We start from the raw sequence: 14,850 nt of genomic DNA, 5'->3' as shown, positions 1-14,850 counted from the left end.
CGACCCTTCTAAAGCCGACCCTTCGAAAGCCGTCACCCCTAGTGCCGGTGTGTGCCAGCAGACCCGGAGGATTCGTCGTGGGTGTGCACGTAGCCGCCGTCGTCGTCGGCGTGGAAATGCGGGGCCATTGGCCCCGGATCCTGCGGCGTGTGCGTTCCGGCCCGGTGCTGCACCACCATTGACCGGACCCAGTCGGCGAGCTCGGCGACGGTCGCGGGAACCTTGCGTGACAGGGCCAGGACAGGGCCCCCCTCGCGGGCGTCGGAGGCGTCGGCCAGCATCAGGTCGACGTCGACGTCCACGTACGGTGCCAGATCGATCTTGTTGATGACGAGCAGGTCCGCCCGCGCAATGCCGGGGCCACCCTTCCGGGCGACGTCGCCGCCGCCCGCCACATCGAGCACGAAGATCTGGGCGTCCACCAGGGCGGGCGAGAACGTGGCGGTGAGGTTGTCGCCCCCGCTTTCCACCATGACCAGGTCCAGGGGTGCGAAGTCGGACTCGAGGTCCTCCACGGCCAGAAGGTTGGTGGTGACGTCGTCGCGGATGGCCGTGTGCGGGCACGCCCCGGTCTCGACGGCGCGGATCCGCTCGCCGGGGAGTACCCCGGCGGATTTCAGGAAGCGCGCGTCCTCGTCGGTGTAGATGTCATTGGTGATGACCCCGATGGACAGCTCGCCGGACATGGCGCGGCAGATCGAGGCGATCAGCGAACTTTTCCCGGTGCCGACCGGGCCGGCAATGCCGAGCCGGAAGGAACGGGTGGAGGGGGTAGGGATTTCAGGCAACGAACAGTCTCCTTGTTCTGGTGGTGTGTTCCTGCGCCCACTGCTCCATCCACGGAGCGCTGAGCGCGGGCAGGTCGTCTTCGGTGTGGATGGTCAGGGCGGCACGCGCGACGTCGTCCATGGCGGTGCCGGCGTCGAGAATCCAGCGGGTGCCGGTCATCGGGTCGATGGGGAGCAGCTTCAGCGCCGCGGCGACCACGGATTGCGCGTCGTCGTAGCAGCAGAGCAGTGCCAGTTCCAGTTCCGGCACCCCGAGAGCCGCGCCGAGGACGCCTAACGCAACCGGCCGGGTGGGCTTGGGCACCTCACGGGCCAGCCGGGCGACGGCGGGATTCCCCGGGACGAGGGTCACGGCCAGACGCAGCATCCCGCGTCCGAGCTGGCGGGATGCTTCGCGCTGGGCCTCAGCAGGCGTCCTCGCGTCCAGCGCCGCCTCGATCGGGGCGAAGGCCAGCGTCCCGGGGGGTGACCCGCCGGTGTCCGTTGACTCGTCCTGCGCCTGCGCCAGCGCCAGCACCGCGCGCCGGTGGGCGAGGACCGCCGCCGCTGCCTCCACCCGCATCACCGTGGTGAGCCGGGACAGGAGATAACCGTAAACCTGCCCCGGTCCCAGCCCTCCCAGGACCGCTGGCTCCAGTCCCGCCGAATGGGCGTACGCGCCCGAGGGCAGGCGGGAATCCGCGAGCAGGAAGCCGGCAAGAGCCGACGCGCTGACGCCCATGCCTAAAGTCCCATTCCTCGAACCATGCCTAAAGTCCCATTCCTCGAACCATGCCTAATCCCATGCCGTGTCCCATGACTAGAACAGGGTGTAGCGCTGGGTCAGGGGCAGTTCGGACGCGGGAGCTGGTTCGATCTCCTGGCCGTCGATGCTCACCCTGAACGTTTCGGGGTCCACCTGGATATCCGGCAGCGCCGTGTTGTTCGGCAGCGACGCCTTGGTGACCCCGCGGGTATCAGCGATGGCCGTCAGGCGTCGGGTGAGGCCCAGCCGGTCGGCGAGCCCGTCCTCCAACGCGGCGGGCGTGACGAACGACGTCGACAGGTGCGGCGCCGAGGTCGCCGTCCCCGCCAAGGCCTCACGCATCCAGACGGGTTGAGGGGTGGGGAGCGAAGCGTTGGGGTCGCCCATCTGGCCGGCGACAATAGCCCCGCCCTTGATCACCAGCGACGGCCGGATCCCGAAGAACGCCGGATGCCACAGCACCAGATCCGCCAGCTTTCCGACGGCGATCGAGCCCACCTCGGCGTCGATCCCGTGGGCCACCGCAGGGCAGATGGTGTACTTGGCCACGTAGCGGCGGGCCCTTTCGTTGTCGGCGGGCGACGCCGAGTCGGTGGCGCCCAGATGATTTTTCATCACGTGGGCCACCTGCCAGGTGCGGGTGATGGTCTCGCCGATGCGGCCCATCGCCTGCGCATCGGAGGAGGTGATGGAGAGGGCGCCCAGGTCCTGCAGCACGTCCTCGGCCATCATGGTGGTGGCCCGGATGCGCGACTCGGCAAACGCCAGGTCTTCGGGGATGCGCGGGTTGAGGTGGTGGCACACCATCAGCATGTCCAGGTGCTCCGCCACCGTGTTGACTGTGAACGGCAGCGTGGGGTTGGTTGACGCGGGGAGCACATTGGCTGCTGCGGCGACGGTGATGATGTCCGGGGCGTGGCCCCCGCCGGCCCCCTCGGCGTGGAACACGTGGATGCCCCGGCCCCCGACCGCCTCGAGGGTCTGCTGGACGTAGCCTGCCTCGTTGAGCGAGTCGGCGTGAAGCGCCACCTGCATACCCCACCGGTCTGCGGCCCGTAGTGCCGCGTCGATGGCGGCGGGGGTGGATCCCCAGTCCTCATGGACCTTGTATCCGGCGGCGCCGGCGAGGGCCTGCTCATCCAGGGCCGCGTCGCTGACCGTGTTGCCCTTGCCGTACAGGAGGAAGTTCAGGGGCAGCGAATCAAGGGCGCGGTGAATGGTGGCGAGGTTCCAGGCGCCGGGGGTCACGGTGGTGGCCTTCGTGCCCTCGGCGGGACCGGTTCCGCCGCCCCCGACGGTGGTGATTCCGGAGGCGACCGCCTCCCGGAGTGCGTCGGTGCCCATCAGGTGCACGTGGCTGTCGATGCCGCCGGCGGTGAGGATCTTGCCCTCCCCGGAGATCACCTCGGTCCCCGGCCCGATGAACAGGGCTGGGTCAACCCCGTCCATGATGTCCGGGTTGCCCGACTTCCCGATGCCGATAATCCTTCCGTGCCGGATCCCGACGTCGGCCCGGACGATGCCCCAGTGGTCCAGGATGACCGCGTTCGTGATGATCAGATCCGGGGCGCCCTCGGCGCTGGTCCGGGTGGACTGGGCCATGGATTCGCGGATGTTCTTGCCGCCGCCAAACACTGACTCGTCTCCGCCGAACGTGTAGTCCTGTTCGGGGGTGATCCACAGGTCTGTGTCGCCGAGTCTGATCTGGTCGCCGACGGTGGGTCCGTAGAGGTGGGAGTAGTCGTGCCTGCTGATGTCCATGGGTTAGCCGCCTTCCGGTGCGGGACGACGCTGGAGCCCGGGAACGGTGCCCGTGCCGGCGAGTTTGACCAGGAGGACCTCGCGGGACGCCCCGGGTTCAAAGCGGACGGCGGTACCGGCCGGGATGCCCAGCCGGAACCCGGTGGCGGCTGCGCGGTCAAAAGTGAGCGCCGCGTTGACGGCAGCGAAGTGGAAGTGGGATCCCACCTGGATGGGGCGGTCGCCGTCGTTCACCACCACCAGGGTGCGATGCTCCCTGCCGGCGTTGAGCTCAAGGGTTCCGGGAAGGGTGCGGATCTCGCCAGGAATCATCGGTTTCTCCTCGCGGCTCACGGAATGGGCTCAGTGATGGTGACGAGCTTGCGGCCATCGGGGAAGGTGGCTTCGATCTGCAGGTCGGGGATCATCTCGGGCACCCCTTCCATCACCTCGGCACGGGTGAGGACGCTGCGGCCCCGGCTCATCAGGTCGGCGACCTGGGCACCCTCCCGGGCCCGCTCCATCACCCAGCAGGAGAGCAGGGCAACCGTTTCGGGGTAGTTCAGCAGCACACCGCGGTCGAGGCGGTCGCGGGCCACCATGCCAGCGACGCTGAGCAGCAGCTTGTCCTGGTCTGAGGGTGTGAGGAACATGGTTGAGTTTTGCACCGTTGTGTTACAGGCATGTTGCGAAAGCCGAAGCCGGGCGCTCTTTTCCGATACCTCGTTGTGGCATTGCGGGTTAATTCGGGGAGGGACACACTGGCGATGGCCGCAATGGTGCGGCCCTGTCGAAAGGTAATCCGATGAAACGCTTCCTCCTTGTCGCGGCGGCAACCGCGGCGCTCGCCCTCATCCCGTCGACGGCGTCCTTCGCCGCGCCTGCTTCGGCGACCGGATGTCCCGCCAGTAACCAGGTCCTGGTCGTCGCCGACCTCCTCGCGGTGGGCTACCGAGTCCCCGGGGTGATCGACGCCGAGGGCAATGCAAACGGACTTGTCTGCGGCAAGCCACTGAACCCGGTCGTTCAAGAGATCCAATGTCCGGCGGACGAATGCCCGGTGCCCATCATCTATCTCTTCCGTGACGACAGTCTGACCCGATAGCCCGACTCTCCGAATGCCTCGGTTCAGAGGTGGCGCAGGTACCGGTCGGGTCCGTTCATGAAGCTTCGCCAGTTCACGGTCAGGTCCAGCTGATCCCAGTGCCTCTCGCGGAACCCCCAGGGCCCGATCTCCAGAATCGAGGCGCCGGGAAGCGCTGCGAGCAGCGGGGAGTGGGTGGAGAGCACCACCTGGGATTTCCCGTCCGCGAGCAGCTCCTTCAGGATACCGAGCAGCGCCAGACAGCCACCGAAGGACAGCGCAGATTCCGGCTCGTCCAGCACCCACAGACCGGGACCGCGGAAACGGTCGACGACGAGCTCAAGAAAGGACTCACCGTGAGACATCGAATGGAACTCGGAGTCGCTGCGTCCTGAGGTGCTGGGGTTCATCTCCAGGTAGGTGAAAAACCCGTGCATCGTCTCAGCCCGCAGAAAGTAGCCGCGTTTCGTGGCACCCGGATTGCGGACCAGCTGCAGGCTCTCCGACAGTTCCGACTCGGACGGCCGGGTGGAATGCCGGGCGCCGGTGGATCCGCCCTCCGGGGACAGGCCAAACGCCAGCGCAATTGCCTCCACCAGCGTCGATTTGCCGGAGCCGTTCTCGCCCACCAGCACGGTGGCGCCGCCGAGGTCCATCCCGTCTGTCAGCAACTGGCTCACCGGTGGCAGGCTCGCCGGCCAGGTGCCGGGATCGAGCGGGTGGGCCGGGTGGGCGGTGACCCTTCGGATCGGGAAACGATCGAGTTGCATCACAGCATCCTGTCAGCCGCCTCTGACAGTCACAATCTCCAGTACCGTCCAGCCGTATGCCATGATCAGCGAGGGAACGTTTCGCAGACGTCACGATCAGCACACGACGAAGGAGTCATCAGCATGACCGGTTGGAGAATCAGGGACTTTCACGCCGCTGACATGGACGCGATCCTGCACCTGTGGGAGGAGTCCCGCAGCGCCGGCGTCGAACCGGTGTATGCCCTTGCGGAGGTACTCGCGTCGTGTCAGAAGGACCACGCCGTCGTCGCCGTTCACGGTGAGAGGGTGGTTGGCACGGCGGTGGCCCGCGCCGCCCACGATCAGGGGTGGATTGTCTTCTTCGCCATCGATGAGGGGTGGCGGAACCATGGCATTGGCAGCGCTCTGCTCGCCGCTATCGAGGGCAGGATGGCTCCGCATGGCCTGACCAAGCTCTCCACCCTGGTGCCCGACGCTGAACACCGGGTGGATGCCCTCCTCCACTCGGGTTTTCAGGACCGGAAACATCTGAGGTACTTCGAACGGGATATCCCTGTTCAACGGCAGGAAATGGGTCTGCTGAGCGAACTCGGCGGACGGTTGATGCCGCGGAACCTGTGGAACAACGTCGGCGGGATGCAGCGGGAAAAGGAGTTGCTCGAACGCCGGCTGGTCCTTCCGCTGGCCAACCCCGATCTTGCCCAGCAGTACGGGGTGGTCCCGCCGCGCGCGGTGATGCTCTTCGGGCCGCCGGGTACCGGGAAGACCACCTTCGCCAAGGCCATCGCGTCACGGCTGGAATGGCCTTTCGTGGAGGTGTTTCCGTCACGGCTCGCCGTCGATTCAAAGGGACTTGCGGGTGCGTTGCGGGAGACCTTCCTTGAGATCGCTGAACTGGAACACGCTGTGGTCTTTATCGACGAGGTCGAGGAGATCGCCGCCCAACGGCAGGGCGAGCCGCCGTCCCCGTTGCAGGGCGTCACCAACGAACTGCTTAAGATCATTCCGGCGTTCAGAGAGCGGCCGGGTCGGCTGTTGGTGTGTGCCACGAACTTCATCCGCGCGCTCGACACGGCGTTCCTCCGTCACGGCCGCTTCGACTACGTCATTCCGATCGGTCTGCCCGACGACGCCGCCCGCTATGCCATCTGGCAGCGCTACATTCCGTCCGAGGTGGCAGCAGACGTCGCCATTGACCAGCTGGTCGACACCTCCGACGGCTTTTCCCCGGCGGACATTGAGTTCGCCGCCCGCAAAGCGTCACAGCGGGCGCTGGAACATGCGGTCTTTGGGGCGGCCGACGGCGGTACGCCCGCTGCGGGGCCGTGCAGTGAGGATTACCTGGCGGCCATCGCCGAAACGCGGACCACTGTGTCGGCGTCCGTGGCACAGGAATTCCGCGAGGACATTGAACGGATCGCCAGGCTGTAGCGGGTCGCGGGGCTACCGGGGTTTGCGTCCCAGATACACCGTGTTGGTCGAGTCGCGGCCCTGCAGCGGGTTGTCGAAGCTGACGACGACGGCGCGCACCTCGGTGAACACCTGGCGGAGAACGGCAAGGTACTCGTCGTCGGGCGGGTCGTTGGACCAGAGGGCGAAGATTCCGCCGGGGTGCAGGTGGCCAGCCAGCCGCTGCGTCCCGGCCGGATCGTAGAACGGCGCGTGGCTGGGATTCAGGACGTGCCGGGGGGAGTGGTCGACGTCGAGAATCACCGCGTGGAACTGTCGGCCCGGAGTCTCGGGATCGAAGCCCTCGGCGGAGGCGGCCATCGCGAAGAAGTCGCCGTGGACGTAGCGGCAGCGGGGATCGGCCGTGAGTGTCTTACCGGCCGGGATCAGCTCGCTCTGGTGCCATTCGATGACCTCGCCGAGCGCTTCGACGATCAGGAGGGACTGGGCTTTCGGGCTGTCCAGGACCGCCTGGGCCGTATAGCCGAGACCCAACCCGCCGACGACAACGTCGAGGCCGTCGTCCGGGAGCTCGGCGAGTGCCAGCTCCGTCAGTTCGATCTCGGCGACGGTGAAGAGGCTGGACATCAGGAAGTCGTCGTCGAGCTTCACCTCGTAGACCTCCTTGTCGAAGGTTCGATCCCAGCGCCGTCTGAGGCTGATCTCGCCCAGTCGGGTCTTTTTCCAGTCCAGTTCCTCAAACATTGCCATCTGCCCAGTCTGTCAGGTGATCAGCTGTTCCGGCGGCTGCGGTACAGCAGGTAGATGAAGTACGGCGCGCCGAGAATGGCTGTCAGCAGTCCGGCGGGGAGCTGGGACGGGGCAATCACCGTGCGCCCCAGCAGGTCCGCGAGGCAGACCAGCAGCGCGCCGAGCAGCATTGCCGTGGGCAGGGCGAGTCGGTGCCGGTGGCCGATCAGCGCCCGGGCCGCGTGCGGTGCCACCAGGCCGACAAAGCCGATCACGCCGATGCCGGCCACCGCGGATCCGGTGAGGACCACGACGCAGCTGATGAGGATGGCCCTTGCCTTCGGGACCGGGATGCCGAGCAGGCGGGGCGTGTCGTCATCGAGGGCGAGGAGGTCGTGGGTGCGGTGGGCGGCGGCGATGATCGGTGCCGTGAGGAGCAACGCGACGATCATCGGCACCAGATGTTGAAGGGACCTGCCGTAGGTGGAGCCGGAGAGCCAGGTCAGTGCCTTCGCCTCGTTCCAGGGGTCGGTCAGGACGATCAGGAGGGTGATTCCGGCGGTGGCCGCGGCGGATACCCCGAACCCGATAAGGATGAGCCGGTCCGTCTGCAGCCCCCCGCGGAGCGCGAGGCCAAAGACGATCGCGGCGGTCACCGCGGCGCCGAGGCCCGCTCCGGCGCTGATCAGCCAGAACCCTGCGATCGGGGCGAAGGTGATGATGGCGATGGCGCCCAATCCCGCGCCGCCACTGACGCCGAGAATTGCCGGTTCAGCGAGCGGGTTCCGGGTCACCGCCTGCACGGTGGTGCCAGCCAAAGCCAGGGAGGCACCCGCCAGCAACGCGGCACCGACCCGCGGCAGTCGGGTGTCCATCACGTTGGACACCACCGGTCCCGCCTGGCCGGCAGCCCAGTTGGCCAGGTCGCCGAGGAGAAGTTTGGTGTCGCCGAGCAGGATGCCGGCAAACGCGGTGCCGACGGTGAGGACGGCGATCACCGCGATGATCAGCACCACCCGGCCGCGTGAGCGTGGCGTGGCCATGCTGATCCGGCGCGGCTCTCGCACCGGGCCGGCGGTCCGCAGGCGCTGCGCCAGCAGCACCAGGAAGATCGCACCGAACATGGTGGTGATCACCCCGGTGGGCACTTCGACGGCTGCCTGCGCGCCGACCAGTGCGCGCAAGGAGACGTCGGCGCCGAGCACCAGGACGACGCCGGTCAGCGCCGACACCGGAATCATTGCGGCGTGTTTGTGCAGACCGGGGACCGCTGATGCCGCCAACCGGACCAGTGCCGGAGCGGCGAGACCGATGAAGCCGATCGGCCCAGCCATGGTGACCGCGGCCGCCGCCAGCAGGACCGTCAGGACAATGGCGATTACCTGGGTGCGCCGGACGTTGACGCCGAGCATGCGGGCCTGGTCGTCGCCGAGGGTGAGCAGGTCCAGGGACCGCGATGTCAGCAGGAGGACCAGGATGACCACCCCGGCCAGGGGGCCGAGGAGGAGGAACTTGTCGATACCGCTCTGGCCCAGGGAACCTGCCTGCCAGGCGTACAGCCCGCGGCGCCCTGGGCCTGACCGTGGTCGCGGCGGTTGCACTGGTACGTATGTCCAGACGCCGCGGGGGTGGTGATCTGTCGTTGGCCCTTCTATTCTATGGAGGTATCTCTGCTGGGTTCTTGTTCGCGGCCAGGGCGGGCGGTGGGCAGACCGCTGTGGTCGGACTACTCTTTGGCAGCCCTCTCAATCTGCAATGGTGGGAGGTGGCAGCCATCGGGGCACTGGCAGGAATTGTTTTGCTTGTCACCGCTGTGGTCTACCGCCAGCTAGTCGCAGTGGCTTTCGATGAAGCTTCTGCGCGAGTTGCTGGGATACCAACCCAGGCGTTGACCCTGGTCCTAACCCTCATGGTGGCCCTCATCGTGGTCGCTGGGATGACCACCATCGGGCTGCTGCTCATCTACGCAATGATGGTCGTTCCCATCGCGGCGGCCGCGCAAATAGCAACCAGCTACCGAGCCACCCTCGCCATCGGCTCAGGCGTCGGTGCCGTCAGCGCCGTTCTCGGCCTGACAGCCTCGTACTACGGCGATTTCGCACCCGGTGCTGCCATTGTGGTGATCGCGATCCTCTTCTACCTGGTAGCCGCATCAGTCGCCGTGACCAAAGACTGGCTGAACCGCCGCCACACCTGATTTTCCGGTAATGATCGCCAACGTCCCTAGAAGTAGTGACAACTCGGATGACTTAGGCTGATGCGGATTTGGCTAACCGGTTGCCGAACTGGCGGGACTTTCTGCATGCACTTCCATCGGGTGGACGCCTGCTGGCGTTTCGCGGCGGACCGACGTTAAGCTGTCTCACCCTCGCTGTTGTTTAGTGGGTTTGCCAAATCATCGCTGGCCGAAACGCCCAGGGTGAAGGTTTCCGCCGAAGGATCGCGCACTATTGCTCCGTCGATTTCGGCCAGGGAAACCCGAAACGGCTAGTCCCGGACCCGCACAGCGGTTTCACGGAGGTAGAGGTCCACCCGGGTGTAGGCGTCCCGGGTGAGGGCCTTCCACAGTTCAACAGCGAGGCGGGGATCCTCGGATTCGAGGGCGGAAATGGCGTCGGCGGTCAGGACCATGACCTTCACCCCGCCCTCGGCCTTCACGGTGGTCTCCTGCCGGTCGTCGCTGCCCAGCGCCAGTTCACCGAAGGTCATGCCGGCGCTGAGAGTGGTGAGCCGCACCCGTCCGCCGGTCGGTCCGGGCACCGACGTCGTAATCTTCCCGGAAAGGATGAAGAACACGCCGCCGAATCGTTGGCCCACGCGGCGGATCACGTGGCCGTCGTCGTACTCGCGCTCCTCCATCCGGTCGGCAAGCGCCGAGGCATCGGCGCCGGTCAGCGGGCTCAGCGCGGGGCAGTCAATGACCTTGACCACCGAGGGGAGGTACAGGTCATCGCCGTACGCGGCGATCAGCCGGTCTTCGCACCATTCGACGGCGGCGGTGCGGGTGTCAAACGTGGGCACGTCGCGGTCGACATCCTGGAAGGTCTCGGCGAGGGTCCCGTCGCTGTCAATCAGGACCAACTCCCTTCCGTCGGCGACCAGGTTCTCGCGTGCTTCGGCCAGCAGACGCAGGGAGACATCGGCCACCTCGTCCACGCGGCGAAGGTCCAGGATGATCAGTTCGACGGTCTGGTCGAGGGAGCTCAGTTCGCGGATCATCGACTCGGTACCGGCGAAGAGCAGGTCGCCGTTGAGTTCGATCACCCGGGCGCGGTGACCGTTGTCACGGAGAATGTCCATGGCCTCGTCGTTGCGGCGGATGCCCGACGGCGATGCGGAGATGTCGTAGGTGGACCGGATCGCCGACTTGCCAGTCCGGGCGGCCCTGACGAAGTGGAGTTCCATGTCCCGGGAAAGGCGCTGGCTGGTGGCCATGCCGCGTACGCTGCTGCCGTGCTCGTCGAGGGGCGGGGAGTACACGGCGAGTCCCACCTGGCCAGGCAGGACGGCGATGGTTCCGCCGGCGACCCCGCTCTTGGCGGGCATGCCGACGGTGCTGATCCAGGCGCCGGCGTCGTCGTACATGCCACAGGTGGTCATCACGGACAGCACGCGTTCAATGGGGCCGATCTCCAGCACCTGGCGTCCGGTGAGCGGGTTGCGGCCACTGTTGGCGAGGGTGGCCGCCATCACTGAGAGGTCAAGGCAATTCACCAGCACCGAGCACTGGCGAAAGTAGTCCTCGATCACCGGCTGCGGATCGTCCTCGATGATGTTGAATGAGCGCAGCAGATGGGCGAGCGCCCGGTTGCGGTGCCCGTGTTTAAGCTCGGACTCGTAGATTTCGGTGTTGACGCTCAGCTGGCGGCCGGCGAAGGCCGAGTAGGTGTTCAGGATGCGTTTGAAGCGTCCGTTGCCGCCTGATCCTTTGATCAGGGAGGTGGCGGTCAGGGCGCCGGCGTTGATCATCGCGTTGGAGGGGCGGCCGGTGCCTTCGGCGAGCGAGATCTCGTTGAATGAGTCGCCGGACGGTTCGACGTCCACCTTTTCGTCCACGGCATCCATCCCCAGGTCGGCGAGGGCCAGTCCGTAGGTGAAGGGCTTGGAGATGGACTGGATGCTGAACTCGTCCCGGGTGTCTCCCACTTCGTAGATGTAGCCGTCCACTGTGGTGAGGCAGATGCCGAAGTTATTCGGATCGACGTTCGCCATGGCGGGGATGGTGCTGTAGGGCTTGCCATCCTTGAGCTCGGCGATCTCCTGGTGGATGCGTTTGAGGTAGCTTTCGATCGGAGAGTCCATGAGAGCAACATTAGGCGATCCGGGCCCACCCGCCGCACGGGGGGACGCGGGCCCGGATCTGGATCCGTCGCTGCTGGGCTACCGTTTTTTGCGAGCGAGAATCAGGGCCAGAGCAATACCGGCCATCCAGACGTCCTTCGCAACGGGGATGCCCTCCTGGCTGGGACGGATGCCATCCGCTTCGGTCATCTCCGGAGTGCGGAAGTACATCAGCATGGTGCCGCCAGCAAAAGCACCCAGGGCGAGACCCGCCAGCCGGGCGGGGATGAAGGGAGCCAGCAGCGCTGCTCCGATACCGATCTCGGAGTAAGAAAGGTATTTGCCGAACTTTTCCGGTTCCGGAGTTCAGAATAAAGGCTCCGGCTGCTGCCCAGCCAGAAGGCGGGATATCGGCGCGTGCGATCATGTGGGTCAACTCACAGATGAAATCCGGATCCATGAGAGGATTCCTAGGGCCCGTTCCACGACGGCACGGGCTCCCCGCCCCAAACCTGAAGGAATTTTGATGCCCGGCGAGATGCCCCCTGAGAAGACGGGCCACGCGCCCGCCGAGAAACTCAACCACGCCGAACGGGTGGACGACGACGGCGGTAAGCCCGCCAAATGGAAGATCGTCGGTCCGGGCCTGGTGGTGGCCGCCACCGGTGTCGGCGCCGCGGACATGGTCGCCACCCTGGTGGCCGGGTCCCGGTACGGGTACGGCCTCCTGTGGGCGGTCATCCTCGGTGTCTTCCTGAAAATCATCCTCGTTGAAGGTGCCGGGCGGTTCACCCTGGCCACCGGCTACACGATCTTCGAGGGCTGGCGGTCCCTGGGCAGGTGGACCACCTGGTACTTCGGGCCGTACATCATGATCTGGGGCTTCGTCTACGGGGCGACGGCGATGTCGAGTGCTGCGCTGCCCCTCGCCGCCCTGTTCCCGGTCTTCCCGCTCTGGGCGTGGGCCATCGTGATGGGCCTGGCCGGCTTCGTGATGGTCTGGTTTGGCCGCTACGCCACCTTCGAGAAGATCACCGCCGTCCTGGTCGGCATCATGTTCGTCACCGTGGTGGGTCTCGCTATCATTGCGGCGCCGAACCTCCCGGAGATGGTGACCGGACTGGTGCCGATCATCCCCGAGGGTGGGCTGCTGTACACGCTGGCGCTCGCCGGCGGCGTGGGCGGGACTATCACGCTCGCGGCCTACGGCTACTGGCTCCGCGAAAAGGGCTGGTACACACCCAAGTGGATGAAGGTCATGCGCATCGACAACTCGATGGCGTACGTGATGACCGGTATCTTCGTCATCGCCATGCTCATCGTCGGTGCCGAAGTCGTCCGGTCCGCCGGGGTCAGTCTCAGTGCCGGTGACGAGGGGCTGCTCGATCTTTCCACCGTGCTCCGCGACGAGTACGGCGACGTCGTCGGGATCGGCTTCCTCGTGGGCTTCTGGGCTGCTTCCTTCTCCTCGATCATCGGCGTCTGGAACGGCGTCTCCCTGATGTTCGCCGACTTCTGGGGCAACCTGCGCGGCAAGGAGTCGGGCCACCCCGATACCCGGGTGGGCGGCAAGTACTTCAGGTTCTACGTGCTGTGGCTGACCTTCCCGCCGATGATTCTGTTTGCCCTGGGTCAGCCCATCGGATTGATCCTCGCCTACGGTGTCCTCGGATCACTGTTCATGCCGTTCCTGGCCGTCACCCTCCTGGGTCTGCTGAACGGCAAGCGAATCCCCAAGAAGTACGCGAACAAGATGTACAGCAACATCGCGCTGGCGGTTGTCGCGCTGCTGTTCATCGTGCTCGGACTCAACCAGCTGGTCGGCGCGGTCGCGCCACTCTTCGGCGGCTAACCTGCCCGCGCCGGACGAAAAACGGCCCCGAGGCTCAGACCCGCCGCCAGCAAGCGGCGAACGTGAGCCTCGGGGCCGTTTCTGGCTGACCAGGTGCGGAAACTAGGAGAACGCGGCGTTGGTGAACCCGCAGACGGTGATCTCCACGGCGACCTCCCGGGAGCGGGCATCCGGTTCCCCGGCCAGCCCGGCCCGGATTGCTGCGGCCACCGCGCGGACCAGCCGCGGTGCCGACACATCAGCCAGTGCGGCGATCCGCGCCCTGATCACCAGCCTGGGCCCGGAGACGTCAATGGCCACCAGCGTTTCGTCGGCGCGCAGGGTGCTGGCAATCCCCGCCAGGATTGCCGAACGCGCCGGGTACAGTCCCGCCACCCCGTCGACTCCGGCGATGATCTCCTCCACCCGGAGCTCCAGCCGATCCTTATTCATTGACCTCTCCTCTCGGATCCCGGGCAACACGCTCGTGGATGTCGGTCACCGACACATCGACGTCAGTCAGAACCAGCTCCGTCTGGGTTCTGACCGTCTCAGCGATCCGTGCCCGGAGGGACTCGACCATGGTGGGGAGTGGGTAGCCGAAGAAAGCCGTCACGTTCACTTCGATCCGGACCTCGGCGCCCGGCTCGGTGATGTTCCCGTGCAGGCGGCATTTGCCGATCGTGGCGCCGTCGACGTCGTCGCCCGTGGAGCGGATCAACGCGACGAGGCTACCCTCGGTCTCCGCGAAGGAGTCCTCCGGGTACTCGCTGGACAGCGGAATGCTCCGGCCGGAACGCATCTCCAACCGGAGGTTGCCAAGAATTGACTGCAGCCAGGGTTCGTCACCCGAGCCGGCCTGCTCGGTATCGGCCGCCGCGAGTTCGCCGGTCAGCCGACGCAGCGCACGGAGTCCAGCCAACCCGGCCTGGCATTCGGGGCAGCGCTCATAGTGCTGTTCGGCGGTCGACTGACCGGTCCGCAGGTATTCTTCGAGCTCGTCGAGGCTGTGGCCGCAACCGGGATCAGGGATGTCGTTGCTCATCGCCAGTCCTCCATTTCCTTCATCAGGGTGGTTCGTGCTCTCGATAGCCTGCCGCGAACGCTGTCGGTGCTGATTTCCAGCGTCTCGGCGATGTCCTCGTACGATTGCCCGCCCATCTCCTTGAGTACCCAACACTGGCGCCGGAATCTGTCAAGGCGTTTGAGACACAGCTAAGTGGTTAGGCGTGTGTGGGGACCTCGCTTTGTTGGGGCTGGTTGATCCACGCCGCCGTGGGGCCCGCCGGCGGCGCCGGCGGTTGACCGAACCGGTGCGGGGTCGCCGCGTAGGCGTCCTGGAGCACCGCGGCCCGGCGGCCCTGGATGGCCGCGTAGGTGCCGTCGAAGACCGTCGCGGGGGTATGCAGCCCGATCCCGGAATGGCGGTGTTCGAAATTATAGTAAAGGAAGAATTCGTTGGCCCAGGCGACCGCGTCCTGGCGGGAGCC

Annotated in this window: 16 protein-coding genes and 1 pseudogene; 4 read left to right on the top strand and 13 right to left on the bottom strand. The window is 66.3% G+C overall.

Going from position 1 to position 14,850, the window contains the following annotated elements:
• Positions 1 to 38: 38 nt before the first annotated feature.
• From ureG to IWX64_RS11015, 5 genes are all read right to left on the bottom strand, one after another.
• Positions 39 to 788: an urease accessory protein UreG gene (ureG, locus tag IWX64_RS11035; protein WP_196867177.1), complete on the bottom strand. Its 750-nt coding sequence runs from the start codon at positions 786 to 788 to the stop codon at positions 39 to 41.
• Entirely contained in the window at positions 781 to 1,509 is a 729-nt protein-coding gene (locus tag IWX64_RS11030) for an urease accessory UreF family protein (RefSeq protein WP_196867176.1), read from the bottom strand. Before IWX64_RS11030 ends, ureG begins: the two co-directional genes overlap by 8 nt.
• Positions 1,510 to 1,587: 78 nt before the next feature.
• The gene (locus IWX64_RS11025) at positions 1,588 to 3,294 is read right to left on the bottom strand and encodes an urease subunit alpha (RefSeq protein ID WP_196867175.1); all 1,707 of its coding nucleotides are present in this window, start codon (positions 3,292 to 3,294) and stop codon (positions 1,588 to 1,590) included.
• A gap of 3 nt (positions 3,295 to 3,297) precedes the next feature.
• Positions 3,298 to 3,606: an urease subunit beta gene (locus tag IWX64_RS11020; protein ID WP_196867174.1), complete on the bottom strand. Its 309-nt coding sequence runs from the start codon at positions 3,604 to 3,606 to the stop codon at positions 3,298 to 3,300.
• Positions 3,607 to 3,623: 17 nt separating this feature from the next.
• Positions 3,624 to 3,926 (bottom strand): urease subunit gamma, encoded by a 303-nt coding sequence (locus IWX64_RS11015; protein WP_171585516.1) that lies wholly within the window; start codon positions 3,924 to 3,926, stop codon positions 3,624 to 3,626.
• Between the two features lie 152 nt (positions 3,927 to 4,078).
• Between IWX64_RS11015 and IWX64_RS11010 the strand changes: the two genes are divergently transcribed.
• Entirely contained in the window at positions 4,079 to 4,378 is a 300-nt protein-coding gene (locus tag IWX64_RS11010) for a hypothetical protein (RefSeq protein WP_196867173.1), read from the top strand.
• Positions 4,379 to 4,401: 23 nt separating this feature from the next.
• On the opposite strand, the gene IWX64_RS11005 is transcribed toward IWX64_RS11010, so the two are convergent.
• Complete coding sequence (locus tag IWX64_RS11005) at positions 4,402 to 5,127, bottom strand: AAA family ATPase (protein WP_196867172.1); 726 nt, start codon at positions 5,125 to 5,127, stop codon at positions 4,402 to 4,404.
• Positions 5,128 to 5,250: 123 nt separating this feature from the next.
• Between IWX64_RS11005 and IWX64_RS11000 the strand changes: the two genes are divergently transcribed.
• The gene (locus IWX64_RS11000) at positions 5,251 to 6,540 is read left to right on the top strand and encodes an ATP-binding protein (protein ID WP_196867171.1); all 1,290 of its coding nucleotides are present in this window, start codon (positions 5,251 to 5,253) and stop codon (positions 6,538 to 6,540) included.
• Between the two features lie 12 nt (positions 6,541 to 6,552).
• Here the strand turns inward: IWX64_RS11000 and IWX64_RS10995 are convergent, their stop codons facing one another.
• Positions 6,553 to 7,269 carry a spermidine synthase gene (locus IWX64_RS10995; protein ID WP_196867170.1) on the bottom strand — a complete coding sequence of 239 codons (717 nt, stop codon included), beginning with the start codon at positions 7,267 to 7,269 and terminating at the stop codon, positions 6,553 to 6,555.
• Positions 7,270 to 7,289: 20 nt separating this feature from the next.
• The gene (locus IWX64_RS10990; RefSeq protein WP_196867169.1) at positions 7,290 to 8,849 is read right to left on the bottom strand and encodes an iron ABC transporter permease; all 1,560 of its coding nucleotides are present in this window, start codon (positions 8,847 to 8,849) and stop codon (positions 7,290 to 7,292) included.
• 8 nt (positions 8,850 to 8,857) lie between these two features.
• On the opposite strand from IWX64_RS10990, the gene IWX64_RS10985 reads away from it, so the two are divergent.
• Positions 8,858 to 9,445 (top strand): metal ABC transporter permease, encoded by a 588-nt coding sequence (locus IWX64_RS10985; protein WP_245345731.1) that lies wholly within the window; start codon positions 8,858 to 8,860, stop codon positions 9,443 to 9,445.
• A 290-nt stretch (positions 9,446 to 9,735) separates the two neighbouring features.
• Here the strand turns inward: IWX64_RS10985 and glsA are convergent, their stop codons facing one another.
• A complete protein-coding gene (gene glsA / locus IWX64_RS10980) occupies positions 9,736 to 11,550 on the bottom strand; it encodes a glutaminase A (RefSeq protein ID WP_196867167.1) in 1,815 nt (604 codons plus the stop codon).
• A gap of 505 nt (positions 11,551 to 12,055) precedes the next feature.
• Between glsA and IWX64_RS10975 the strand changes: the two genes are divergently transcribed.
• Positions 12,056 to 13,381 carry an Nramp family divalent metal transporter gene (locus IWX64_RS10975; RefSeq protein ID WP_442859048.1) on the top strand — a complete coding sequence of 442 codons (1,326 nt, stop codon included), beginning with the start codon at positions 12,056 to 12,058 and terminating at the stop codon, positions 13,379 to 13,381.
• 102 nt (positions 13,382 to 13,483) lie between these two features.
• Here IWX64_RS10975 and IWX64_RS10970 read toward each other — a convergent pair whose 3' ends face one another.
• From IWX64_RS10970 to IWX64_RS10955, 4 genes and pseudogenes are all read right to left on the bottom strand, one after another.
• The gene (locus tag IWX64_RS10970) at positions 13,484 to 13,813 is read right to left on the bottom strand and encodes a hypothetical protein (protein ID WP_196867166.1); all 330 of its coding nucleotides are present in this window, start codon (positions 13,811 to 13,813) and stop codon (positions 13,484 to 13,486) included.
• A complete protein-coding gene (locus IWX64_RS10965) occupies positions 13,806 to 14,405 on the bottom strand; it encodes an Asp23/Gls24 family envelope stress response protein (RefSeq protein ID WP_196867165.1) in 600 nt (199 codons plus the stop codon). Before IWX64_RS10965 ends, IWX64_RS10970 begins: the two co-directional genes overlap by 8 nt.
• On the bottom strand, positions 14,402 to 14,575 hold the full coding sequence (locus tag IWX64_RS10960) for an RNA polymerase sigma factor (protein ID WP_334683261.1): 174 nt from the start codon (positions 14,573 to 14,575) through the stop codon (positions 14,402 to 14,404). The genes IWX64_RS10965 and IWX64_RS10960 overlap by 4 nt, the downstream gene beginning before the upstream one ends.
• A gap of 8 nt (positions 14,576 to 14,583) precedes the next feature.
• A pseudogene (locus tag IWX64_RS10955) lies at positions 14,584 to 14,850 on the bottom strand (IS3 family transposase); the annotation flags it as partial.

The sequence above is a fragment of the Arthrobacter sp. CAN_A212 genome (genome assembly GCF_015752345.1).
Classification (GTDB): Bacteria; Actinomycetota; Actinomycetes; order Actinomycetales; family Micrococcaceae; genus Arthrobacter_D.
The sequence above is the reverse complement of the archived record's forward strand: the minus strand, read 5'-3'. Positions and strand labels throughout refer to the sequence as shown.